General features: G+C 55.5%; 14 protein-coding genes. 8 read left to right on the top strand and 6 right to left on the bottom strand.

Translation table 11 applies throughout. From position 1 onward, the window contains the following. Positions 1-8 precede the first annotated feature (8 nt). The 3 genes from GSQ62_RS19095 (at position 9) to GSQ62_RS19105 (ending at position 1,441) form a co-directional block, all read left to right on the top strand. Entirely contained in the window at positions 9-644 is a 636-nt protein-coding gene (locus tag GSQ62_RS19095; RefSeq protein WP_161890978.1) for a hypothetical protein, read from the top strand. Between the two features lie 160 nt (positions 645-804). Then, entirely contained in the window at positions 805-1,146 is a 342-nt protein-coding gene (locus GSQ62_RS19100; protein WP_161890979.1) for a type II toxin-antitoxin system RelE/ParE family toxin, read from the top strand. Further along, on the top strand, positions 1,130-1,441 hold the full coding sequence (locus tag GSQ62_RS19105; protein WP_161890980.1) for a helix-turn-helix domain-containing protein: 312 nt from the start codon (positions 1,130-1,132) through the stop codon (positions 1,439-1,441). Before GSQ62_RS19100 ends, GSQ62_RS19105 begins: the two co-directional genes overlap by 17 nt. Before the next feature lie 231 nt (positions 1,442-1,672). Here the strand turns inward: GSQ62_RS19105 and cphA are convergent, their stop codons facing one another. From cphA to GSQ62_RS19135, 6 genes are all read right to left on the bottom strand, one after another. After that, a complete protein-coding gene (cphA, locus tag GSQ62_RS19110) occupies positions 1,673-4,309 on the bottom strand; it encodes a cyanophycin synthetase (RefSeq protein ID WP_161890981.1) in 2,637 nt (878 codons plus the stop codon). Positions 4,310-5,165: 856 nt separating this feature from the next. After that, on the bottom strand, positions 5,166-6,623 hold the full coding sequence (locus GSQ62_RS19115; protein ID WP_161890982.1) for a glutamate synthase subunit beta: 1,458 nt from the start codon (positions 6,621-6,623) through the stop codon (positions 5,166-5,168). Continuing rightward, positions 6,623-11,125 (bottom strand): glutamate synthase large subunit, encoded by a 4,503-nt coding sequence (gene gltB / locus GSQ62_RS19120; RefSeq protein ID WP_161890983.1) that lies wholly within the window; start codon positions 11,123-11,125, stop codon positions 6,623-6,625. Before gltB ends, GSQ62_RS19115 begins: the two co-directional genes overlap by 1 nt. A 129-nt stretch (positions 11,126-11,254) precedes the next feature. Continuing rightward, positions 11,255-11,449 carry a hypothetical protein gene (locus GSQ62_RS19125; protein ID WP_161890984.1) on the bottom strand — a complete coding sequence of 65 codons (195 nt, stop codon included), beginning with the start codon at positions 11,447-11,449 and terminating at the stop codon, positions 11,255-11,257. 725 nt (positions 11,450-12,174) lie between these two features. Further along, the gene (locus GSQ62_RS19130; protein WP_161890985.1) at positions 12,175-13,266 is read right to left on the bottom strand and encodes a transporter; all 1,092 of its coding nucleotides are present in this window, start codon (positions 13,264-13,266) and stop codon (positions 12,175-12,177) included. A gap of 557 nt (positions 13,267-13,823) precedes the next feature. After that, positions 13,824-16,400, bottom strand: a complete 2,577-nt coding sequence (locus tag GSQ62_RS19135) for a phosphoenolpyruvate carboxylase (protein ID WP_161890986.1) — start codon at positions 16,398-16,400, stop codon at positions 13,824-13,826. A 749-nt stretch (positions 16,401-17,149) separates the two neighbouring features. Between GSQ62_RS19135 and GSQ62_RS20945 the strand changes: the two genes are divergently transcribed. The 5 genes from GSQ62_RS20945 to GSQ62_RS19160 all read left to right on the top strand — a co-directional run bounded on the left by GSQ62_RS20945 (position 17,150) and on the right by GSQ62_RS19160 (position 23,349). Beyond that, positions 17,150-19,183, top strand: a complete 2,034-nt coding sequence (locus tag GSQ62_RS20945) for a sensor histidine kinase (RefSeq protein WP_161890987.1) — start codon at positions 17,150-17,152, stop codon at positions 19,181-19,183. Between the two features lie 65 nt (positions 19,184-19,248). After that, positions 19,249-19,641, top strand: coding sequence for a VOC family protein (locus GSQ62_RS19145; RefSeq protein WP_202621805.1), 393 nt, complete (start codon positions 19,249-19,251; stop codon positions 19,639-19,641). A gap of 17 nt (positions 19,642-19,658) precedes the next feature. Continuing rightward, entirely contained in the window at positions 19,659-21,758 is a 2,100-nt protein-coding gene (locus GSQ62_RS19150; RefSeq protein ID WP_161890988.1) for a tetratricopeptide repeat-containing sensor histidine kinase, read from the top strand. A gap of 170 nt (positions 21,759-21,928) precedes the next feature. Next, entirely contained in the window at positions 21,929-22,306 is a 378-nt protein-coding gene (locus GSQ62_RS19155) for a response regulator (protein ID WP_161890989.1), read from the top strand. Then, a complete protein-coding gene (locus GSQ62_RS19160) occupies positions 22,303-23,349 on the top strand; it encodes an adenylate/guanylate cyclase domain-containing protein (RefSeq protein ID WP_161890990.1) in 1,047 nt (348 codons plus the stop codon). The genes GSQ62_RS19155 and GSQ62_RS19160 overlap by 4 nt, the downstream gene beginning before the upstream one ends. Positions 23,350-23,482 lie beyond the last annotated feature (133 nt).

The raw sequence follows: 23,482 nt of genomic DNA on the forward strand, positions 1-23,482 counted from the left end.
ATTCATAGATGAAAATCCTACTAACAATCTTCTTAAGTCTCGGAATTTGCCAATTTGGATTGGGACAAACATATTCTCGTGAAGAAATTATTAGTGAAGCGAAGAAGCATTTGAAGGAAGCAGTAGGCGAGCAGGCTTCTCAATACTTTAAGTATGGCGGGAGCGACACCTATAAATTCCGTACCAAAACAGGTAAGGAAAAATGGAAGAAGCTTCCTAAGGCTTCTAAAACAAGGGGGAATTTCATTGAAACTCAAATCAAGTTTGAGATTGACCACCCTGATTACAAATACAAATGGGTAAATAAGTATGTTTTTGTGAAGCTTGACAGCAGTTTAAATCCCAAGGAAAAAATATATACGGGCCATGTTCCAAGTTTCATACTAAAAAACGAACCATCAAATTGGCTATCTGAAGAAAAGATTGACAGCATTATCAACAAGCTTTCCTTAAAAGCAGCAGTTAAGCCAATTATAAAGCGGCTTGAATTTGATGTAAAAGCACATGAACACTATTGGCGAGTTTTTAACACTTTAGCAGAAGAACGGTGCTTTGCTGATGTAGAGATACTAAGCATTAACCCGATAACTGGTGATGTAATAGAACATAGGGAAGAAAGACAATACGTAATGCACTGTTATTAAATAAAACGGTAGCCAACAAAGTATAGCAGTTAAGCTTCGGCTAACGCCTCGCCATCTGCTATACCAGCACGTTACGGAAAATAAGGAATCATAAAAGAAGAATATTTTTTTAGCAGTTTTAGTAACTTTTAAGTTACATTTACTGTTGATATTACAGCAGATGGAGAAAATTAGAGAAATCATTGCTTACAGAAACTACTTTGAAGATTTCTTAAAAGAGCAACCTGTTAAGGTGCAGGACAAGATATTCAAGATTTTGGAAGCGATAGAAACACTTGAACGAGTGCCTCAAAATTATCTGAAGCACTTAGCAGGTACGGACGGCCTTTATGAAGCAAGGGTGCAGCTCGGTTCTAACATCTGGCGGGTGTTCTGCTTCTTTGATGAAGGTAAACTGGTAATACTTCTAAATGGATTTCAGAAAAAGGCACAAAAAACACCAAAGAAAGAAATTGATAGGGCACTACAATTAATGGCTGAATATTATGAAGGGAAAAGATAATCAAAAAGAAGTTAGCTCTTGGGCAGACATCAAGAACAGAGTATACGGTGTTAAGGGAACAGCGAGACGCGATAACCTGGATAGGGAGTTCGAATCATTCAAGATAGGAATTGAACTAAAAAAAGCGCGTGAAGCAAGACATCTTACCCAGCAGGAATTAGGCGAAATTATTGATAAGAAAAGAACTTATATTTCAAGAGTTGAAAATGACGGAAGTAACCTTACACTTAAAACCTTATTTGACATAGTTGAAAAAGGCTTGGGCGGGAAAGTGAAAATCTCCATTGAGCTGTAAAATAAAAATTACTACCCTGTAACCCAGTGCAGCCGTAACCCTTGCTACGCTACAAGCTTCGGCTGCACCAATCCGTTAGGGTATATAAATGAAAATAATCCAGCAACAGAGAATCAAATACACTTTATAGAAGTTCCCTTTTAGGATAACCTTGTCGTACGATAAGACAAATCATCTTCATGGGAAATATTTCTTGGACTTCTATATAGGCCTTAACTCCCTGTATACACTTCAGCTAAGCTGGTCTGTGGCCTGCTTGCGGTGCTGGATTATCCGGAAACTCTCCACCAGTTTTACCGCCTCGGGTATGTTCTCGGCAAACAGCGCGATGAAGGCCCCCTCCGGCGCGTACTCCAGCGCATAGGCCAGTGCGCGCATCTCCTGATTTATTTCCCTTGGCTCCAGTTCCGGCTTCACAGAGAAAATGCCCTCCTTCAACAGGTTGTTTATTTTCCTGCCGCTGGCACCTCGCAGGTCGGTGTCCTGGCGGATGATAATTTCATCAAACACTTCGGCGGCAATACGACCCACCTCGCGCGTGTCCTCGTCCCGCCTGTCGCCAATGCCAGCCAGTATGCCTATTTTGGGGCGCGCCTGCACCTTGCTGATAAAGCCGCTGATGGCCTGCATGCCGGCGGTGTTGTGGGCATAGTCGATCAGCACGTCGTACCTGGGCAACTGAAACAGGTTCATGCGGCCGGGGGTGGTTTCGGAGGAAGGGATAAACGTACGCAGCGCCGTCTTGATTTCGCCAATCTCGAGGTGCGCTATATAACCGGCCAGTGTGGCGGCCAGCACGTTCTGAATATTGAATTCTGCCTTTCCCCCAAACGTCAGCGGCACGTCGGCCACGCGGTCCACCCGTATTTTATAGGTGTTCTTGAAGATGGAGATATAGCCGTCCTCAAAAACGGCAGCAAGCCCGCCTTTCGCGATGTGGTCCCGGATGCGGGCATTGTCCTCGTCCATGCTGAACAGCGCCACTTTGCAGCGCAGCCCGTTGGCCATGTTGTATACCAGGTCGTCGTCGGCGTTGAGGATGGCGTATCCGTCTGCGTACACTGTTTTCGGTATCACGGCTTTCACGTCGGCCATTTCCTCCACGGTGTTGATGTCCTTCAGCCCGAGGTGGTCGGCAGACACGTTCGTCACAATGCCGATGTCGCACTGCGTGAAGGCGAGGCCCGAACGCAGCAGGCCGCCCCGCGCGCACTCCAGCACGGCATAGTTCACAGTAGGGTCTTTGAGCACAAACTCGCTGCTGAACGAGCCGGTGGTATCCCCCTTTATAATTTTCCTGTCCTGTATATAAATGCCATCGGTGGTGGTGAAGCCGACTTTATATCCCTTGAACTTGAGCATGTGCGCAATCAGGCGGGTAGTGGTGGTTTTGCCGTTGGTGCCGGTCACGGCCACAATCGGGATGCGGGAGGGGCAGCCATAAGGGAACATCATGTTGATAATGGGGTCGGCCACGTTGCGCGGCAGGCCTTCGGTGGGGGAGATGTGCATGCGCAGGCCGGGGGCGGCGTTCACCTCTATCACGGCGCCTCTTGTCTCGGGCAGCGGGATGGCAATGTCGGAGGCCATCACGTCGATGCCGCATATATCCAGCCCCACAATGCCGGCAATACGCTCCGCCATCAGCACGTTGTAGGGGTGTACCATGTCAGTCACGTCGGTGGCGGTGCCGCCGGTGCTCAGGTTGGCGGTGTTCTTGAGGTAGAGCGTTTCGCCTTCTGCCAGCACCGACTGCAGCGTCAGCCCTTTCTCCCGTAAAATCCCCCTCGTCAGCTTGTCGATTTTGATGTGCGTGAGCGCCTTCTCATGGCCCACACCCCGGCGCGGGTCTTTGTTCACGGCGTTCACCAACTGCCGGATGGTCGACAGCCCGTCTCCCACTACCATGGCAGGCGTGCGCCTGGCGGCGGCTATGAATTTGCCGTCAATCACCAGCAGGCGGTAATCGGAGCCCTGGATAAACTGCTCCACCAGCACCGCACCCGAAAAGCGCCTGGCTTCGGCCAGCCCCTTCAGCGCGTCCTTCCACGTCTGGATGTTAATGCTGACGCCTTTGCCCTGGTTGGCATCCAGCGGCTTTGTCACGATGGGGTAGCCCAGTTCCTCCACGGCCTCCGCCAGTTCGGCTGCGTCATACACAATTTGCCCCTGTGGCACCGGGATGCCCGCTTCATCTAAGATGAGCTTCGTCATGTTCTTGTCGCCGGCGCACTCCACGGCAAAGAAGGAAGTCTTGTTCGTCATGGCGGCCTGTATGCGCTGCTGGTATACCCCGTAGCCCAGGTGGATGCTGTTGCTGTTCCTGTTCTGGATGTAGGGGATGTTGCGCGAAACCGCCTCCTGGATAATGGCCTCGGTGCTGGGGCCGAAATACTCGTCTTCCCGGATCTGGTGCAGCCTGGCGATGTCCTGTGCCACGCTCACCCGCTCACCCTTCGCCAACGCCTCCGTGATGCGCACGGCAGCCTCCGCCGCATATTCCCCGGCGCGCTCCTGCTGATAAGAGAATACCACCCAGTCCATTCCCGGCTCGTTGGCTGCGTAGCGCCGTCCGTACCCGCTGTCCATGCCCGCCATGGTCTGCAGTTCCAGCGCCACGTGCTGCACCACCTTGCTGAAGGTGGTGCCTTCCTGCACCAGCCGGAAGAAGCCGCCCTCGGTGCCGACAGAGGAGCGGTGGGTGATCATGCCCGGAAACAGCTTCTGCAGCTTCTGCACCAGTTGCGGCACCTCATTTGTCTGTATATCCTGCAAATCCTCCAGGTCCAGCTTCAGGACAATGATTTTAGGGTGTTTGATGGACCAGTAGTTTGGCCCGCGCATTATTTTGAGTTCTGCGATCTTCATATAGGTAAGTGGAAGTGCCCCTTCAACAGCCATTCAAAATGACAAAGCCGTATAACAGCTTGAGGAAAACAGTATCAGCTGAAACCTTTATACGTCTCGGGGAGCTGTCAGGGAGTACGCAGAAGCGCTAAAAGTGGTTTATTAAGTAACCCAAGTTGCGATTTACTTTCGCTGTAGATATATAACCCGCCCTTAGCAAGCTCATCTTGTAGGGAAAAACATGCAGCCGTACAAATTGAAGCAGCGGGTATATATAAATTTTATATTCCGCCAGTTTTAGCGAAGCGAAACTGGCGGTTGTATATAGCAGCAAGTTTTCAACTTGCGAAAGTACTATAGGGGAGAGGCAAGTCTGTGACTTGCCTCATGGACAACCACATTTGCGCTGTCGCTAAACTTGCGGCATGAACTAAATACCTACAAGATGAGCTCCGAGGAGGGGAAGAAATTACTCTTGCGGAAAATTCCCATCTTGGGAGGGGCAGGTTTCCAATTCTTAGGATTCGGGTAGGTTTATATATCACAACTTGAGTTATAAATACAGACTATATAGACATATATGGTCCGGAGGCCCTATGATATAGACACGAGGATAATAGACACGAGTGAGGACGCTCACGCCATATATGCGCTGCCCTCGAATGGGGACAAAATGGAACCTGCACAATATCAGTTAGTTTGTAAATCCCGCCCCGGTAGGATTAAAGGAGAGGATTCAAGGAGTTTTCTATATATGGAGGGGCTGCACGGTATCTGTTGAAAACGGTTTTCCTGAAAACAACACAGCCGCTCCGTCAGAAGACAAAGCGGCTGTATTGTGATATATGGCTGCGCCAGGGCAGCAATTTAAGGACTTTTAACTTCCCAGCATCAGCTTAGAGAGTTCTTTGGAAGGCAGATCGGAGGCGCCCATCAGGTAGATGTCGATGGCGCGCGCGGCCTCCCGGCCATCCGAGATGGCCCACACCACCAGCGACTGCCCGCGGAAAGCGTCCCCGGCCGCGAAGATGCCCGGCACATTGGTCTGCCACTCCTTCAGCTTGAAATTGCCGCGCTGGTCAAACTCAAAGTTGAAGTTTGCCCTGAAGGCATCGTGCATCGGGCGCTCATACCCAATCGCAATCAGGCCGAGATCACAGGGTAGAATACGTTCACTATCCGCCTTTTCAGTGTACTCCCGGCCGTTTTTCCATTCCAGTTCCACCACTTTCAGACCCGTTACGTGCCCGTTCTCGTCGCCAATAAACTCTTTGGTGAGCCAGCCCCAGCTGCGCTCGCAGCCTTCTTCATGCGAGCTGGACGAGGTGTAGGTCATCGGTGTTTCAGGCCAGGGGTTGTGGGGCGCACGGACCGTGGACGGCATGGTGCGGTACTGCAACTGGCTGATGGAGCGGGCAAAATGACGGTTGGACGTGCCCACGCAGTCAGAGCCGGTGTCGCCGCCGCCAATCACCAGCACGTGCTTGTCGCGGGCGTGCAGGTCCTGCTCCTCTGGGATGGTTTCGCCGGCCACGCGGCGGTTCTGCAGCGTCAGGAAGTCCATGGCAAAATGGATGCCCTTGAGGTTGTTCCCGGGGATGTCGAGCACGCGCGGTTTGGTAGAGCCGATGGCCAGCAGGACGGCGTCATATTTCCGGTGCAGCTTGCGCAGGGTGGTTTCCCTGCCAATCTCCACGCCCAGGTGGAATTTCACGCCTTCCGCTTCCATGACAGCCAGACGCCGGTCGATGGTCCATTTCTCCAGCTTGAAATCGGGGATGCCGTAGCGCAGCAGGCCACCGGCCTTGTCGTCTTTGTCGTATACGTGCACCTCGTGCCCGGCCTGGTTCAGCTGGGCGGCGGCGGCAAGCCCGGCGGGGCCGGAGCCGATAACGGCGACCTGCTTGCCGGTGCGGCGCTTCGGCGGCTGCGGCTTCACCAGCCCCAGTTCAAAAGACTTCTCCGCAATCGCCTTCTCGATATGCTCAATCGTAACGGCTGGCTTGTTAATCGACAGCACGCAGCTCGACTCGCAGGGGGCGGGGCAAATGCGGCCCGTGAACTCCGGAAAGTTGTTGGTGCTATATAAAATCTGCGCGGCCCGTTCCCACTCGCCTTCTGTCACGGCATCGTTGAAGTCGGGAATGAGGTTGCCCAGCGGGCAGCCGCTGTGGCAGAAAGGCACGCCGCAATCCATGCAGCGCATGGCCTGCTCTTTCGTCTTCTCCTCGGGGAAGGCGGTGTATATCTCGTTTGAGTCGTTTATTCTTTCCTTCGGGTCGCGTGCCTTGGGCAGTTCGCGGTCGTAGGTCAGGAATCCATCTATTTTTCCCATTAGGCTACTATTTTAATCGCTTCTGTTTCTTTTGCCTGCAGCGCCTTCTTCAGGTCGTGCGGCATTACTTTATGGAAGAACTTCTGGTCGGCGTGCCAGGCTTTGAGCATCTGCTGCGCCAGCACGCTTCCGGTGTAGGCCACATGCTCCCGCAGCTTTTGCTCTATCCAGGCGAGGTCCGCCTCATCGGGCTCCTCCAGGTCCACCATCGAGAGGTTGCACTGGTCCGGGAAGGCGTGGGCCGGGTCATATATAAAGGCGGTGCCGCCGCTCATGCCTGCCGCGAAGTTCTTGCCCACGCTGCCCAGCACCAGCACTTTGCCGCCGGTCATGTACTCGCAGCCGTGGTCGCCGATGCCCTCCACCACGGCCTCCACACCGGAGTTGCGCACACAGAAGCGCTCGCCGGCCATGCCGTTTATATAGGCGGTGCCGGAGGTGGCGCCATACAGGGCCACGTTGCCGGTGATGATGTGCTCGTGCGCCGCGTAGGTGGTGCCCTCGAACGGTTTCAGAATCAGCTTTCCGCCGGAGAGGCCCTTGCCCAGGTAATCGTTTGCCTCACCCACAAGCCTGAACGTAAGGCCCGGGGCAAGGAAGCCGCCGAAAGTCTGGCCGGCAGAGCCCTGGAAGGTGGCGGTGAAGCTGTCTTCCGGCAAACCCTCTTTCCCGTGGTTCACCGACACCTCATACGACAGCATGGCGCCCACAGAGCGGTCCACGTTGATGATGCGGTACTCCGCTTCCATCTTTCCTTTTTTGAAGTCGCGGATAAGCTTTCGGTCCAGCACCTGCTCGATGTCGTGGTCCTGGTGAATCTGGTGATATATACCCACGTTGCCTGGCGCCACCTCCTGGTGCAGGATAGGGGCGAAGTTCAGGTTCTTCAGTTTCCAGTGGTTCAGGTCGTTGCGCACTTTCAGCACCTGGCTCTGGCCCACCATCTCGTTGATGGTGCGGAAGCCCAGGGAGGCCATGATCTGGCGCAGTTCCTCGCCCAGGAAACGGAACAGGTTCACCACATAATCCGGGTCGCCGGTGAACAGCTGGCGCAGCTCCGGGTTCTGTGTGGCCACACCCACAGGGCAGGTGTTCAGGTGGCACTTGCGCATCATGATGCAGCCTTCCACAATCAGGGCGGCGGTGGCCACGCCGTATTCCTCCGCCCCGAGCAGCGTTGCCACAGCCAGGTCATACCCGGTCATCAGCTTGCCGTCGGTCTGGAGCACCACGCGGCTGCGCAGGTTGTTTTTCACCAGCGTCTGGTGCGCCTCTGCCAAACCAATCTCCCACGGCAGACCGGCATGGCGGATGGAGCTCAGCGGGCTGGCGCCCGTTCCGCCGTCGGCACCGGATATCATGATGGCATCGGCCTTGGCTTTGGCCACACCGGCCGCAATCGTGCCCACGCCCGCCTCCGACACCAGCTTCACGTTGATGCGGGCGTTCGGGTTGGCGTTCTTCAAATCATATATAAGCTGCTTCAGGTCCTCGATGGAGTAGATGTCGTGGTGCGGCGGCGGCGAGATAAGCCCCACGCCCGGTGTTGAATGGCGCACCCGCGCGATCCACTCGTCTACTTTGTGGCCCGGCAGCTGGCCGCCCTCGCCGGGCTTGGCGCCCTGCGCAATCTTAATCTGGAGCTCGTCGGCATTGGCCAGGTAATGGCTCGTCACGCCGAAGCGGCCGGAGGCCACCTGCTTGATGGCAGAGCGCTCAGAATCGCCGTTTGGCTTGATGACGTAACGGGCCTCGTCTTCGCCGCCCTCGCCGCTGTTGCTCTTGCCGCCGATGCGGTTCATGGCAATGGCCAGCGTGCTGTGCGCCTCATGCGAAAGGGAACCGAAAGACATGGCCCCGGTGGCAAAACGCTTCAGGATGGTCTCCACGGGCTCCACTTCCTCCAACGGCACCGACTGGCGCTTCCGGAACTCCAACAGGTTACGCAGCGTGATGGTCGATTCCTGGTGCTTGCGCACCAGCGCGGAGTATTGCTGGTATAGCTTGAAGTCGTTCAGGCGCGTGGATTTCTGCAGCAGGTGAATCACCTCCGGGCGCAGCAGGTGCTCCTCGCCGCGCCTTCTCCACTGGAAGAAGCCGCCTGTCTCCAGCAGGGCGTCCTTGTCCAGGTATGCAGCCTGGTGCTTTGTCAGCGCTTCGCGCTCCAAATCTTCGAAGTTGAGGCCCTCCAGGCGGCTGATGGTGCCCTTGAAGCACTTCTGTATCACCTCCTGCCCAAAGCCCAGGCACTCAAAAATCTGCGCGCTCTGGTACGACTGCAGGGTGCTGATGCCCATTTTAGAGAGGATTTTCAGCAAACCGTTGCCCACCGCATATATAAAGTTGTCGGCATAGGTCGCGAATGGCACCGATGCATCGAGCTTGTCCTGCTCCAGCATATGCTGGATGGTGTCGTATACCATATAAGGGTACACGCAGCTGGCGCCATAGCCAATAATGGTAGCGAAATGGTGCGTTTCCCAGGCGTCTCCGGCCTCTACCACCAGCCCGGTTTTTGTGCGAAGGCGCTTGTCCACCAGGTGGTGGTGTACGGCGCCCACAGCCAGCAGCGAAGGAATGGCGGCGCGGGTAGGGCCAATGGCCCGGTTCGAGATGATCAGGATTTTCTTCCCCTTGCGCACGGCAGCCTCCGCGTCTGCACATATCTTATCTATGGCCAGCTGCAGCGAGCCTGTCTCTGTGGTCGGGAAGGTGGCGTTGATAATGGCATGATCAAAGCCCTCGCTCTGGAGGTTGATGATCTTGTTGTAATCGCCGTGGCTCAGCACCGGGTGCGAAATATGGATCTGGCGCGTGTGGGCCGCAGACTCGTCCAGCACGTTCAGCGACTCGCCCAGGCGCGTGAACAGCGACATCACCAAACGCTCCCGGATCGGGTCGATGGGCGGATTGCTCACCTGCGCGAAGTGCTGCTTGAAGTAGTTGGACACATGCTGGCTTTGCAGCGACAGCACTGCCAGCGGTGCGTCGGAGCCCATGCTGCCAAGGGGCTCTTTGCCTGTGGTGGCCATCGGCTTGACGATCATCTTCAGATCCTCGTAGGTGTAGCCATAGGCCTTCTGCTTTTGCTGCAGTTCCTCCGGCTGCACCGTGTTCAGGCAAAAGTCCGGCTCCGGGCGCTGGTGCAGCTTGATGCGGTTCTGCTGTATCCAGTCGAAGTAGGGCTTGCCGTCGCACACCATGCGCTTGATCTCCTCGTCTTCATATATTCTGTTCTCTGATATATTGGCAAGCAGCATTTTGCCGGGCTGCAGTCGGCCGCGGCGCACCACGTCTTTCGGGTTCACGGGCAGCGCACCTGCCTCGGAGGCCATGATCAGGCGGCCCTGCTGTGTAATGCAGAAGCGCACCGGGCGCAGGCCGTTCCGGTCCAAAGTGGCGCCAATCTGGGTGCCATCAGTAAAGAACAAAGCTGCAGGGCCATCCCAGGGCTCCATCAGGGCCGCATGGTATTTATAGAAAGCCTTCTTGTAAGGGTCCATGAACGGGTTGTCCTGCCACGCCTCGGGTACCAGCATCATCATCACGTGCGGCAGCGGGCGGCCCGCCAGCGTCAGCAGCTCCACCATGGCGTCGAGGTTGGCCGAGTCGGAGTTCGCGGGGTTGGTGATGGGCAGCAGCCACTTCAGTTCCTCCTCCGTGAAGAGCGGGGAGCTCATCAGGGCCTCCTTCGACTTCATCTTGTTCACGTTGCCTCGGATGGTGTTGATCTCGCCGTTGTGGGCGATGAAGCGGAACGGCTGGGCCAGTTTCCAGTTCGGGAAGGTGTTGGTGGAGAAACGGGAGTGTACGATGGCCAGGGCAGACTTGAAGTCGGGGTGGCGCAGGTCGTGGTAATACTTCTCCACCTGGTCGGTCTTCAGCTGGCCTTTGTATATGATGGTGCGTGAGGACAGGCTGGGCATATAGAACGTGCCGTTTTCGCCGCTCACGTTACTTTTGATTTCGTGCGTAATCAGGCTGCGCAGCACAAACAATTTGCGCTCCAGTTCCTCCTCTTTTATATCGAGGTTCCCCGGCTGCACAAACACTTGCTCGATATAGGGTTCCACGGCTTTGGCCTCGTGGCCGGGCACGCGCCCGTTCACCGGCACCAGGCGGTAGCCCAGCAGGTCGAAGCCCAGTTGCCGGATGCACTGGTTCATGATCTGGCGACACTTGTCCCGCACCTCATACAAAGACGGGAAAAAGATCATCCCCACGCCGTAGCCGCCTTCCTGCGGGAGCTTGATGGCGAACTCGCTCAGCTGCTTCCGGAAAAACTCGTGCGGGAGCTGCACTAAAATGCCGGCACCGTCGCCTGTCTCGGCATCACTGCCTGTCGCGCCGCGGTGCTCCATGTTGGTCAGCATCGTGAGGGCGTCCTTCACAACACTGTGCGCCCTTCTCCCGTCCAGGTTAACGACACATCCTACCCCGCAGGCGTCATGCTCGAACTCGGGTCTGTACAACCCGGCATTTTTGGTTTTGTCTTGTTTCATCTACTAGAATATGAGGCAAGTATTAGCTTATTTGTGTAATCGAATTCATAATTTACTACAGGATTCATAAAAAAACAAATCAGTTGTTATAGATATTGTATGTAAAGAGATGGCTTTGGTAGTAAATTATTAAAAATAAAGCTGCTTAGCAAAATAAAAACCTAAAAATTCGGCTGTTTTCTGGCAATGCCACGGCAAACCGGGCCACAACATTTTTTTTATGTTTTCCTTAGAAAGTGTAAGCTTTTCCGGGCCGGGCGGTGTTTCGGCAGCTGATCCTGTCCCTGTGTAAAGCTGGTGTAGCGTAGAAAGATGTATAGACATATAATAGACGTATTTCTGAAAAATGTTATATATGTCGGCTTCCGCCGAAACAGGTTGGCACGGTCCTGATATCTATAACTGTCCTGTGGAGCTGCATTAGGGCAAAGGCTAATCAGAAGGACTTTTTATCGTGCTGCTTAGGAGCCTGAAAGGTAACCGGCATTCTGAAAAGAAAGCGTGTTTGCAGACGCACGGCCTAGGGAGACAAAACGATTGCCCCTATATCTGGGCGCGGGGCCATATAGTGCCCCTTTTCTGCAAAGAAGGTTTTATATACACAGTGCCGATCCATAGATGCAGGGGAAGGAATTAGTGTTCGGCAGACCAGGGGGCGGGAGCAAAGCATGCGGTGGCAGGAGCAGGGGTGTGGTAAAAGCATTGCTCCTGCCGGGCTGGCTAAAACTACGCAACAGCGTACAAGGCGATTGGGGTATTAGTACATAACCCGGTTGGTGGTATCTGGAATTTCCGGATTACGAGAAGCGGGAGACGTGCCTCTGCGGGGAGAAGAACAAAACGAAGTTTGCTGAAAAGTCACACTCCAAGGTGTGTTCGACTCAAATTGCGGCTTACGCTCGCTCTATAGATAAAACCCACCCCTGCAGGGAGGCAGGGGTGGGTTTCCCTCTTTCAGATTTAGGGCAAGTTTATATTGCGCCACATGAGGTATTTAAGAGAAGAAAGCAGATCGCAGTTTGGGCTATATATACTTCTAATGGGCGGAACTACAGTCTGATGGTGCAGCCGATGTTTACGGCGTAGTCAGAGAAGGCAGCGTCGCCATGCGTGTAGGTGCCTGTCTGTGCTGTTACCTCTTTATCAGTAACGCTCTGCAGGCGGTCGCGTTTAAAGGCTACCGGCACCGAGGCGAAGAAATTAACCTTGTTTAACTGATAGCTCAAGCCCGGCTCCACCGACTGCACGTAACCCGGCCTGCGGAAGCCCTTGCTGCTGCCGATGGCATCCTCCACGGGTACGCCTTCCATCCGGGCACCCAGAGACGCAACCATCCCTTTCAGCTTGCCCGGCAGGCTGTGACTCACGCCCAGCCGTACCATATACTGATCCGGCACGCTCATGATGGCCTCGTTGGCGCGCAGCGGCGAAAGGGTCTCGCGGAAGGTGCGGGTGCCGTTTTCCCCGCGCGGGTTAAAAAGGTAGTACACGTTGCCGTAAGTGCTCCAGTGGCTCGCCAGCATGTAATATCCGTTCAGCTCTGTGATAGCTCCCACGCCGCCATCACCCAACTGGATCGACTGGTCAACAGGACGTTCCTGCGTGCCGCCGTCGGGTCCTACATTGTAGAAGGTGTCCCTGTAGTCATAATTTCCCGTGGGCAGTTTCACGCCCAGGCCCAGCTGCAGATTCCCCTTGGTGGCCTTCTGCGGGTCCAGCAGCCACCTGTAGCCGACAATTCTGGCATCGCCAATGCCTGCCGAGCCGCTGCTGTGCCGTTCGGTCCTGCCGTGCTCATACAGCGAAGATCGCTTGTTGGCCAGCACCGGAATGCCCACGCTCAAAGACCATTTGTTGTTGAAGTGGCGGAGCAGGGTCAGGTCCAGGCTGTGCTGCCAGTTAATTACCTCCGTGTTTTGCTCCAGGCGCTCCTTTTGTTCCTCATCCCCCTTAAAGTGGCGGAACGATTTAAAATAACGGTGCGCCACATTGATTTGCCATCCTTTGGCAGAAGCCTCTTCCTCAGGGTGGTCCATGGTACAAGACATCATGCCGGTGCTTCTGATGGCTACACAGCCCTGTGCATTAACCTGGCTGTAAAAGGCCAGACATACGGCCGCAGACAGTAAAATTTTTTTCATGGATGGAAACGTTATTGATTCAAATATAAGGGAAAACCGCTGCACAAGCCGCTTTCTCAAGAGGCCATGGTTAGAGTGAGGAAAGGTACTGAAATTCTGACTTGTGAAACAATAAAAGTTTAAACATACTTATATATGGTAGAAATAAAAGGGGAGGGCGGGCAGCTGTATACACTCACAGTGCGCTTATACGTGCTGTTGTTAGCAGCCTTGACTACAACATCCGATTCGGAAATAGCAGGTGGTAAGCAGGGGCGCCCCGGCCCTTGGCCACCTATTTATAGGATGAGTTTGAACCATACCCCATGTATAGGAGGGAGGCTTCCTATATAGCCCAGGCCCTGCGGACATATGGAATGAAACGGCCCTGCTTCATGAAGCTATATAGGTCCACCGGAAAAAGATTGGCCCTGTTTATATATCCCGTATTATATCCTGTAGCATTCCTTCCTGCTATATAGGATAGAAAATGGCACCTCTATATAGGACGCAAAAAGTCCCTGCCGCCAGCACGGGAAAGTGGCAACAGGGACTTTCTTATAAATAAACCCGGCTGGTTAGGCGGAGTTTCGCTCAGCGTTGATGATGCCGAAGGAGCAGCGCATCACCATTTTCTCATAAACGGCCCTGCCGGAGCTTTGGATTCCGTGCTCCTCCATCTCCCGTATCTTGGTGAGCGCGTACTGCTGTATCGTGAGCAGCGGCAGCTCGATGCGCTGGCGCATCTGGATGGAGAGCAGGTTCACCGGCTTGTCTTCCATCAGCTCGCTGGCCCCCGCCAGGCGCAGGATATAGCTCTTGGTCAGCTGGAACTCCTCATAGATCATGTTCCACAGCTCGCCGTATTTCGGGTGCCGCGCCAGGAAGGCCGTCAGCGGGAAGAAGCATTTGGTCATCGCCATCTCACAGTTGTCCATCAGCGTCTTAAAGAACAGCGAGCGCTCATACAGCTGCTGCACCTCGTCCCACTTCCCGGCTTCCTCGAGCCTTTGCAGGGCGGTGCCCACGCCATAATACCCCGGCAGGTTCTGCTTCAGCTGGCTCCACGAGCCCACGTACGGCACGGCCCGCAGGTCATCCAGGTTGAGCTTGCCCGGCTTGCGCTTGGAGGGGCGGCTGCCGATGTTCGCTTCGGCATAGTAACGCAGCGGGCTGGCGGAGTTCAGGTACTCCAAAAAGTTCGGGTGGTTTTTCAGCGCGCTGTACTTCTCAAAACTCTCGTTCGACAGGTACTGCAACAACTCCTCCTCACCAGCGGTGAGGGCGGCCTCCTGCGAGGCGAACAGCGTGTTGCGGATGCCCGCGTGCATCAGCTGCTCGATGTTGTACTGGGCCGAGTCCACGATGCCGAAATTGGAGCTGATGGTCTGTCCCTGTATGGTGAGCTGGATCTCCCTGTTGGAGATGTTGGGACCGAGGGAGGCGTAAAACTGGTGTGTCTGTCCGCCGCCGCGCGCCGGGGGGCCGCCCCTGCCGTCGAAGAACACCACCTCCACATCGTACTGCTTGGATATGGCGCTCAACTCCTCCTTTGCTTTATATATACCCCAGTTGGCCATCAGGTAGCCGCCGTCCTTGGTGCCGTCCGAGAAGCCGAGCATGATGGTCTGGATGTTGTCGCGCTGCTGCAGGTGCCGGCGGTAGGTCTCATTCTCATAGAGGTCCTTCATCACCCCGGCGGCGTTCTGGAGGTCGTCGATTGTCTCGAAGAGCGGCACAATGTCCACGGGCATGTCATCCTGCTTCCAGCCGGCCAGCAGGAACAGGCCATATACCTGCATGATATCGAGGGCGGTGGTGCTGTGGCTGATGATGTAGCGGTGGCAGCCGATCTCCCCGTTTGTCCGCTGGATGGTTTTCATGGCGGCCATGCTCTCCAGCACGTCGCGGTGCAGCTCGCTCTCCAGCACTGACGGGTCCACGGCTTCTCTCACCTGCAGCATCGCCGCTATTTTTTCATGTTCCGGCAGGCCTGCATAGTCCTTGGGCACCGCAGTAGTGGTTTCTGCCAGCACCTCCAGCAGCTCCGTATGCACCGAGCTGTCCTGGCGCACGTCCAGGGCGGCGAAGAACAGCCCGAAGAGCTCGACCTTGCTGAGCAGGTTCTCGACCATGTTGAGGAACAGGCTGTTGTGCTCCTCTATCAGGATGGTGCGTATCTGCTGCAGGGCACCTATTATTTCTTCTGTCGAGATGTCCAGCTCGTGGTTGGGCACAAACAGGTTATTGTACAGCTTTTGCTCCAGCGCCTGCACCACGTTCGACACGCCCTTGAAGGTGAGGCGGCGCTTCAGCCGGCGCACGTCCAGGTAGTACGACTTGAGGGCGCCGCCCCGCAGGGCCTCGGCCACTTTCAGGGTGATGCCCGCATTCACGAAGGGGTTGCCGTCCCGGTCGCCGCCCGGCCAGAAGCCGAAGCGGATGATGGGGTTCTCCGGGCTTACCTCCTTCGGGAAATTGTTTTTGAGGAAGGTCAGGATGTTGCCCGCCGCGTGGTAGAACACGTTCTCGAGGTACCAGATCAGGTTCATGGCCTCATCGAGCGGCGTGGGCTTCTCGTTCTTGAAGAACGGGGTCTTGCCCAATTGCCGCAGGTAGCTGTTTATCTGGGCCGTGTTGTCGTTCATCATCGCCTTCGACAGGTCGTTGATGATGCCCAGCACCTCGCTCGGGTAAAACTGCGTGGGGTGCGCCGTGAGCACCAGCCGCACCGAAAAATCCTTCAGTTTCTCGGCCAACTGGTCCTTTGTCCTGGTCTGCAGCACCTCCGTCTGCAGTTGCTTCAGCGTGCCTGGCCCCTGCATGTCGTGGATGTCGCGGTAGGCGGCATCCTCCAGCGCATCGAACAATACCACCTGGCGCTCGGTGTACTGCACAAACCGGAACAGCAGGTCAATGACTTCCTGGTCGTTCTGGTAGGAGGTGTGCTGCTTGAAAAAAGAGTTGATGAGCTCGACCGGACTCTGGTTTTTGGCGAAGCCCTCTTCGCAGTGCAGCAGGAAAATGGTCAGGAGCACCCCGGTTTTCTCTACCCGGTGGAAGGGCAGCGCCGTGAACAGGCTATTGTACAACTGAAACCGGAGGCCTACCTGCTTGTTGTAAACCTGTATTGTGCTGTTGGCGGAGCCATCCATGTGTCGTGGTCTTTTTTGCAATGCTATATAGGTTTTGGTGATACAATTATATTTATCGCAATATAAACAAGCATTCTTTAACAACGTAGTATTTAAGGTGCAAATCTCCAAAAAGCGTGCGCCTCACGGGTATCAGGCTGCCTGTTGCGCCTTCCCCTTCTGTATGGATGTAATACGCGCCCTTATCAGAAACAGTGCTGGGCTTCACTAACCAACAGAACTACTTTCGCAGCTGAAACATGACCCGTCACTAACCTACAGGGAAACGCGTGCTTTTCCCTGTAGGTTAGATTTCCCATCCTCAGAGAGGTTGTACGGAAGTATTTCTCTGAGGCTAATCAATGACACTATAGAGCGTATGAAAAAGTACATCACCTGCAGGTCTACGCCACTATGGATTCCGCGATTGTGGTTTCAGGGCACGCATCGCCCGCTATGGGCTGCAACCACTGATATGGCCGCTATAAGTATAAATTTTATGTTACCAGATTTCATTTAATGTACCATATTACTCGTATAATTATGAGATAAGTACTGAAAAGGGCACAGTACTACCATCTGCAATATCCAAACTGAGAATAAGCAGCCAGTTGAGAGGCCGGTATATCTACTTTGCCGTCTCGCAGCCAAGGCTGAGAAAAACTACGAAAGTGCAAGCGGGCGGCTGTCTGTTTGCCACCATGTTGCTGCGCCGGGTACGGATGGCACCTGCAGGCAGCGTTTATATACACTTTTAAGCTGCAGCGCTCATGTGCCCGAACCCGCCGCTTGCTACCTTACTGTTGTTGATGGACTGGTTCCGGCTCCGGCCGCAGTCCATTGCAGCCCTTGCAGAGTTTACCCTCTGCCTGGTCATCTCGCTGTACCTTCTCAGCATCCAAAACAAGACGAAAGACGGTTTCCTGATCACCGGCATGTTCATCTTGCACACCTTCTACAATGCCGTTTCCTTCACCCGCAACTCAGCGTTCGACACGGCTGCGTACGTGCCCATCGTGTGGGTTCACAGCATCATCCTGATCATTTTGGCGCTGTACCACCTGGTGTTCTGCTACTCATACCGCCAGAACCCTTTTCCGAGGGAGATGCGCCTGGTGCTGGTGGTTAGCGGCTTACTGCTGTGCATCGGGCTTTCCTTCCACCGGATAGGCTTCCCCTGGACCTTTCCTATACACTTTGTCATCTCCATCTGGATTGTGGGGGTTTTTGTGCGAAAGGCTATATGGTCTGTACGGCAACGGCGGAAGGCAGCAGGAGGGCGCGCTGTGCAAATCAGCCTTAAAGTTGTGTTAGAGGAGCTCCGAAACCCCATCAGCCGCGACACCAAGGCATACCGGGTCTTCGCGCTGTGGTGCCTGCTGCTCGTCGTGACCTGGCTCAACGCCAACCTAGGTATTTTCCAGATCATACCGGGCTGGTGGGAGCAGGTGCACCATGCCTTTTACCTGGTGTTGCTCACCTGGATCGTGATCAATTATATGTCTTACGCCCAGGAGTCCACCACGTTCCTGGCGAAGCTGGTGGGCCTGTTCATGTGCCTGACGCTGGTGCTGCTAGGCATGCTGGGCTTCCTGCTCTACGGCGTGGACAACCAGGTGGGAGTGGGTGGCGACAAGGAGGACGCGCTGCGCATCCTGGCCTACCTCATCCCCCTCTCCACCGTCATCATCGTGCTGGTGTTCCCGGTGTTTTTCAAGAGCAACCTGCTGCGCCCGCTCGGTTATGTGCTGCGGGGCGTGCAGCGGGTGAATGCCGGGGAGTTGCGGGTGGAAGTACCCGTGGAGGTGCAGGATGAGATTGGGGCGCTTGCCCAGCAGTTTAACCGCATGACTGCCTCGCTGCGGCGCTATGCCGAGCAGATGGAGAGCCTGGTGGCCAAGCGTACCGCTGAGCTGGAGCGAAAGTCCGCTGAGCTGGAGCAGCAGAAGGAACAGCTCCAGCACACCCTCGACAATCTGAAGGCGACGCAGGCCCAACTGGTGCAGTCGGAGAAGATGGCCTCGCTGGGTGAGCTCACCGCCGGCATCGCCCACGAGATTCAGAACCCGCTCAACTTTGTGAATAACTTCACCGAGCTCAGCACCGAGCTGGTGGCCGACCTGCGCCAGGAGATATCCCAGCAGCCAGAGCCTGCCCGCCGCGACGGCGCGGCTGCCATCCTCTCCGATCTGGAGCAGAACCTGGGCAAGATATACCAGCACGGCCTCCGCGCAGATGCCATTGTGAAAGGCATGCTGCAGCACTCGCGCAAGAGCACCGGCCACAAAGAGCCCACCGACATCAACGCCCTGGCCGATGAGTACCTGCGCCTCGCCTACCACGGGCTGCGGGCCAAAGACAAGAGCTTCAACGCCACCCTCGTCACCGATTTCGACAAGAAGGTGGGGTTGGTGGAGGTGGTGCCGCAGGACCTGGGCAGGGTGCTGCTCAACCTGTTCAACAACGCTTTTTACGCCGTGCAGCAGAAGCAGCAGAAAAAGGGGGAGGCGTATCAGCCCGAGGTGTCGGTGAGCACGCGCCGCCTGGGCGACGCGGTGGAGATACGGGTGCGTGACAACGGCCCCGGCATACCCAAAGAAGCGGTTAACCGTATCTTTCAGCCCTTCTTCACCACCAAGCCCGCTGGGCAGGGCACGGGCCTGGGCTTGTCACTCAGCTTCGACATCGTCACCAAGGGCCACGGCGGCAAGCTCTCTTTTGATACCGCAGAGGGGCAGTACACGGAGTTCACGATACAGATGCCCGTGATGAAAGTTGACGAGCGCGTGCTGGCAACCACCTGAGAGTTGCGTGGCCGACTGTTTTCTGGCTTTAGCTTCACTTTATTTCCACTTAACCAATAATTCCCATGGCTATCCGAATCAAGACCCCCGGCATACACCACATTGGCTTGAGGTGCAGGGATATGAACCGGTCAAAGAAGTTCTACAGGGAGGTGCTGGGCTTCGACATCTTGCTCGACACGCCCCATCTTTTTGGTTTTATGGTCGGCTCAAACTTTATCGGGTTCCTGCAGGCCACCCAGGAGCTGGACGGGGAGGCAGCGTTCAGCCCCTTCCATATCGGCCTGGACCACCTGGCCATGGCCTGTGAGGAGGAGGCGGAACTGCACCGCGTTGCCCGCGCCCTGACCGATGCCGGGGTAGAGAACACCGGGGTAAAAAGAGACGCCACCCTGAATAAAGACTACGTGGCGTTCAAAGACCCCGACCGCATCCAATGGGAGTTATATATGGCATGAGGTGTAAATAAGTTAGTATGCCTTCTGTTGCTGAAGCCACACAGGACAAGGTAGATGCCTTGAACGACAAAGCAAGGGCGCTGATGGTTGTCAACTCTAACCAGGCGCTTCTGTTGAGCCAGGATGCGGTGCGCCTCGCCGAAAGCATACATTACCCGAAAGGAATGGCAGCAGGGCTGCAAACGCTGGGCTTCTGCCATATCAGGCACTCAGAGCACGAACAGGCATCCGACTGCCTGGACCGGGCCTTCGTGCTTTTTCAGTCGCTGGATGATGTGAAAGGGCAGGCGGATATATGGCAGTACAGGGGCATCATCAGCCGCTGCCTGTGCAATTACGCCGCGTCCCTTGAGTACCTGTTCCAGGCCCTGGGCATACGGGAAAAACTCGCCGATGCTGGTAAAGAGGGCATCCCGTTGAACCTGTACGATGTGGGCATCACCTACAGGTATCTCGGCAACTACAGCAAAGCCCTTGATTACCTGCAGCAGAGCCTGGCAAAGGCTAGAAAGGAGAACGCCACGCTGACGGAGTCTTATGTGCTGAACAACATCGGCCTGATTTACGCAGAGAGCGGGGACTACGCGCATGCGCTCCCCTATTACCAGGAGAGCCTGAAACTCCGGAGGCTGAACGGCGACCAGTGGGGGGAGGCGGGGTGCCTGGACAACAGGGGCAATGCCCACTATAACCTGGGAGATTACGCTCAGGCTTTATCCTGCTGTGAGCAAAGCCTGGCCATATCGGAGGCCATCGGAGACAAGAAGGGACAGGCGAACGCGCTTTTCCATATAGGCAGCATCCGGTACAGGCTCAAAAACTTTGAAGAGGCACACCGTAACTGGGAGAAAAGCCAGGAAGTGCGGAAAAGCATTCAGGATAAAAAGGGCCAGGCAGAAATCCTCCTCTGCTTCAGCGAACTTTACGGAAACAAAGCATACCCGAAGGCCGACACAGCGAAAGCCCTTGCGCTTTTAGAGGAGGGGCTGCGCATCGGGGAGGCTATCAAGGCAAAAGACACGCTCTCTAAAATCCACCGGGGCTTTTACCAACTGCTGAAAGGGGCGGAGCGGCACCAGGAGGCGCTGCTGCATTACGAGGCGCATATCGCGCTGGATAAGGCCGTACACAGCGAGGCGATGAGCAAGAAGGTGCTGGACCTGGAGGTGTCGCACCGCATCGAGCAGGCCCAGAAGGAAACGGAGGCTGTCCGGCTCCGCAACACGGAGCTGGCCAGGCTGAACGAAGAGATACAGGAGCAGAAGGAGCGAACTGAGCTGCAGCGGGATGTGCTCCGCAAGACCCTTACGGACCTGAAGGCGACGCAGTCGCAGCTGGTGCAGTCGGAGAAGATGGCCTCGCTCGGGGAACTCACCGCCGGCATCGCCCACGAGATTCAGAACCCGCTCAACTTCGTCAACAATTTTTCGGAGGTGAGCGTCGAACTGTGCAAAGAGATCAGGCAGGAACAGGAGGCGGGGCGGCTGGCAGAGGCGCAGGCATTGCTGGACGAGCTTGTCGAGAGCCTCTACAAAATACAGCAGCACGGGCGGCGGGCCGAAGCCATCGTGAAAGGCATGCTGCAGCACTCGCGCAGCAGCACCGGGCAGAAAGAGCCTACAGACGTGAACGCCCTGGCAAACGAGTACATGCGCCTCGCTTACCACGGGCTGCGGGCCAAAGACCAAAGCTTCAACACCGCGCTTGCCACTGAGTTTGACGAGCAGCTTCACAAGGTGAGCGTGGTGCCGCAGGAGCTGGGTAGGGTGCTGCTGAACCTCTTCAACAACGCCTTTTATGCGGTGCAGCAGAAACAGAAGCAGGGGCTGGAGGATTACAGGCCGGAGGTGCGGCTGCGCACGCGCCGGCTGGACGACGCGGTGGAGGTGCGGGTGCGCGACAACGGCACGGGCATACCGGACAAGGTGCGGGATAAAATCTTCCAGCCCTTCTTCACCACCAAGCCCAGTGGGCAGGGCACAGGCCTGGGCCTGTCGCTCAGCTACGACATCATCACCAAGGGCCACGGCGGAAAACTGCGGGTGGAGAGCCGGGAGGGGGAGTACACCGAGTTCATCATATACCTGCCTGCACCTGTTGCGGAAGCTCCCCGATAAGCCGGCAAGCTGATAAAGCCCATTGAGTCCACCCGGCGGCGCAGTTCATATATAACATGGGCAGGTCTGGCCTGTAAGTGGGGAAAACCTGATGATGAAAAAATTATTCTTCGTATATAAATATGTAAACTGATAATCTTTAAATTGTATTTGCATTATACACCGCAGAAATGAACATACTTATTGTAGATGACGAACAGGATGTGCAGCCGCTTTTTAAGCAGCGCTTCCGGAAGGAGATTATGCGAGGCGAGGTGAACCTGGACTTCGCGCACTCCGGCGAGGGGGCTTTCTCCTATCTGGAGCAGCACCCCTCCGAAGTATCGCTCATTCTGTCGGACATCAACATGCCCGGCATGAGCGGTATAGAGTTGCTCCGCAAGATCAGGCAAAAGTATAATTCGCCCCCTCCCGTCATGATGATGGTGACGGCGTACAGCGACGAGGAAAACTACCAGCAGGCGATGAAATATGGCGCTGACGATTTCCTGACCAAGCCGCTGGATTTTAATCTTTTGAAGGAGAAACTAAAACTTCTCGCATTTTGATGGCTAAGATCCTTGTAGTAGACGATGAGGCTGACCTCGAGTTGCTGATAAAGCAGAAGTTCAGGCGGAAGATAAGGGAGAACACCTACAAGTTCGTGTTTGCCCAGAACGGTGTGGAGGCCCTGGTGAAACTGCAGGAACACCCCGACATGGACATCGTGCTCAGCGACATCAACATGCCGGAGATGGACGGGCTCACGCTGCTTACGAAGCTGCCCGAGGCCAACCCCATCATCAAGGCCGTCATCGTGTCGGCTTACGGCGATATGGAGAACATCAGGACAGCCATGAACCGCGGCGCCTTCGATTTCATATGCAAGCCCGTCAATTTCGAGGATCTGGAGCTGACGATGGAGAAAACCATGAAGCACGTAACCCAGCTGCGTGAAACAGTGCAGGCCATCAAGGAAAACAATATCCTGAAGATGTATGTGGATGAGACGGTGCTCAACTTTATGCTTCACAAGGAGTTCGAGAGCGCGCTGATGCTGAACGAGACCATCCAGGCCACCGTCGTGTTCATCGACATCTGCGGTTTTACGTCCATAACGGAGCGCGTGCCTGCCAACACTGTCGTCAGCCTGCTCAATAACCTCTTCGACCTGATGGTGAAGGAGGTGATCGCGCAGGAAGGCCATATAGACAAGTTTCTGGGGGATGCCGTGATGGCGGTGTTCCGGGGCAGCTTCCACCTCGACCGCGCCATTGATGCGGCCCTGGCCGTCCGGAAGGCATTTGAGTCGGCGCAGGAGATACAGGCAGAAGGCGCTGTGTTCAAGCCGCAGGTGTCTATCGGGGTGGGCTCCGGGGAGATGGTGTCCGGCAACATCGGCTCTGCGTCGCTCCGGCGCCTCGATTACACCGTAATCGGCGACGCCGTAAACGTGGCCCAGCGGCTGCAGTCGGTGGCGCAGCCCGGCCAGATTGTGATTCCCTCCGGCATATATGAGCAGGTAAAAGAGTCGTTCAAGTGCCGGCATATAGGCGAGGCCAAGCTGAAGAACAAGGCGCTGCCGGTGGTGATATACGAGGTACTGGAGTAAGCGCCGGTCTCGCTGCCCAATATGCCTGAGCCTCCTTTATAAAAAATGCCGTTTTATATATAGTTTTATATTGTCGCCGTTTCCTGCTGCCCGCCCGCGGATGAGAGACCGGGGTTACAGGAACCGTCACTCC

It is taken from the genome of Pontibacter russatus (assembly GCF_009931655.1).
Taxonomy (GTDB): Bacteria; Bacteroidota; Bacteroidia; order Cytophagales; family Hymenobacteraceae; genus Pontibacter; species Pontibacter russatus.